The sequence below is a fragment of the Mesorhizobium sp. M7A.F.Ca.CA.001.08.2.1 genome, from assembly GCF_003998455.1.
Lineage (GTDB): Bacteria > Pseudomonadota > Alphaproteobacteria > Rhizobiales > Rhizobiaceae > Mesorhizobium > Mesorhizobium ciceri.
This window is the reverse complement of sequence record NZ_RZPW01000964.1, coordinates 1-1,983: the sequence shown is the minus strand read 5'-3', so window position 1 is coordinate 1,983 and position 1,983 is coordinate 1. Positions and strand designations below refer to the sequence as shown.

Below are 1,983 nucleotides of genomic sequence, written 5' to 3'. Positions count from 1 at the left end.
CCTCTTAACCAGCCGATAACCGGAACGGCAGCCGGTCACGCCACCTATCGGCTGACGCTCATCTCCGCTTCGGAAGACTTCTCCGCTTCGCTCTTGTAGGAGCTTTCGCAATAGGGCGTGCAGGACATCGTCTGGATTTCGGCACGCCGATAGATGCGCACCGACGAAGCGGCCTGCCGCACGACGGTAACCTGCTCGTCGACGATGGGACTGCCGTCGGTATCGAGTACGACCAGATTGGTGACGCCGAAGCCTTTGCCGGTGAGCACGATCGTCGAAGCGTCCTGTACCGAAGCGTCGGCGATTGCCGGGTTGCCGACCACGATGGTGTCTGCGGGACGCGACAATTTGACGATCTTGGCCTGGTTCATCGTGACCTCGATGCCGGCGCCGGCCATGGCGGGAGCGACGAAGCTCGAGACGGCAAGAAGCGCGGCAATCAGGATTGACGATCTCGGCTGGGCCATTGAGGCGCTCCACGCAGGCGGACTGATCAACGGAACATGAACGAGATTGGTGAACCAACGGTTAAGCATACGATGTTGCCAATCGTGCGAATGGCCGGCAAGGGCGCCCGCGAGGCGCGGTCCGGTCGGGGCGCAAGCCTGCCAAACCCGGGACTGGAAGGCGCGGCGGTACTTTAGCCCGAAGTTAACCACGCAATATGTTCCAACCGGGAAAGGAATCGGTAAGGCTGTTTCTTAAGCCGATCGAAAGAGCTTCTCCTTAGATTGGCAGTATCCGATCAACCATCACAGAAGTTGACGGAAGTGCTGTAACACGTGGAGTAGGAGCTCTCGAATGTCTAATCTCATCGCACGTTTTGTGAAGGACGAATCCGGCGCGACCGCTATCGAATATGGTCTGATCGCCGCTCTCATCGCGCTCGCCATCATCACTGGCGCCGGCACGCTCGGTAATGCCCTCAACGGCAAGTTCACCAACATCGCCAGCACCCTGAACTCCGCGCCGAGCGGCAGCTGATCGGCTTATCGCCGAGCACTTAGATTGCGTTTCTGGAAAAGGGCCGCCGCGTGGCGGCCCTTTTTCTATGCCGCAGTCAATATAGGTCGTCTTTTCGCTCCTGGCCTCATCAATCGTTAATCGAACATACTTAGATTGAGCCCTGTGGAATCGGACAATAGGCATAGCGCCAATGCTTGAAGCCCTGATCTTGGTCGTTTTTCCGTTCTGCATGCTGTTTGCCGCGATCTCCGACATGCTGTCGATGACGATCGCCAATCGCGTGCCGGTGCTGCTTGTCGCCGTTTTTGCGCTGGTCGCGCCCCTGACAGGCATGGACTGGGCGGCCTATGGCGGACATTTCGCCGCCGGCGCCCTGGTCCTGGCCGTGACGTTCGGCCTGTTTGCGATGGGCGGCATGGGCGGCGGCGACGCCAAGCTTCTGGCCGCCACCGCGATGTGGATGGGCCTCAATGTCAATCTCGTGGAGTATCTTGTCGCCTCGACTATCATCGGCGGCCTGCTGACGCTGGCGATCATCCTCTACCGGAAGTCGCTGCTTGCGGCCGTTACCGGCCAAAATCCGTTTCTGCGCCATTTCGCCGATGAGGCAAAAGGTGTTCCCTACGGTGTCGCGCTCGGCCTTGGCGGCTTGCTGACCTATCCGGATTCGCCATTGATGGCATGGGCGCTTGCCAGGTTGGCGGCCTGAGCGCGATTTTATTTTTTTGTCTGTAAGCATTGCCGAAACCCCGTTCTCAACAGGGCTGGCCCGGCCATTTTGGCCGGTCAGGCCACATTCCGGTTAATTTATGTAAACCTTAAATTAATCACGATCGTAAGCATTACATTAACCTTGTTTTGACGATTGCCGCTGCAAAGTCCGGCTTGGCTACGTGGTTTGCCAGGGGCAAGGGTTCGAACAAATGCCAGCATCGCGATTGATAATTCTGAGCGTGGCGGTGGCTGCGGCGGGTGGCGCTGGCTATGTCGCGGAGAAAATGGTGGGACCCCCCCCCC

The 1,983-nt window shown here is 58.6% G+C and carries 3 protein-coding genes and 1 pseudogene; 3 read left to right on the top strand and 1 reads right to left on the bottom strand.

The features are described from left to right. Positions 1 to 44 precede the first annotated feature (44 nt). Positions 45 to 467, bottom strand: coding sequence for a pilus assembly protein N-terminal domain-containing protein (locus EN914_RS33565; protein ID WP_013533687.1), 423 nt, complete (start codon positions 465 to 467; stop codon positions 45 to 47). Positions 468 to 801: 334 nt separating this feature from the next. Between EN914_RS33565 and EN914_RS33560 the strand changes: the two genes are divergently transcribed. From EN914_RS33560 to EN914_RS39585, 3 genes and pseudogenes are all read left to right on the top strand, one after another. Next, positions 802 to 984: a Flp family type IVb pilin gene (locus EN914_RS33560; RefSeq protein WP_024503191.1), complete on the top strand. Its 183-nt coding sequence runs from the start codon at positions 802 to 804 to the stop codon at positions 982 to 984. 172 nt (positions 985 to 1,156) lie between these two features. Then, positions 1,157 to 1,675 carry a prepilin peptidase gene (locus tag EN914_RS33555; protein ID WP_024503190.1) on the top strand — a complete coding sequence of 173 codons (519 nt, stop codon included), beginning with the start codon at positions 1,157 to 1,159 and terminating at the stop codon, positions 1,673 to 1,675. A gap of 214 nt (positions 1,676 to 1,889) precedes the next feature. After that, positions 1,890 to 1,983 (top strand): annotated as a pseudogene (locus tag EN914_RS39585) (Flp pilus assembly protein CpaB); the annotation flags it as partial.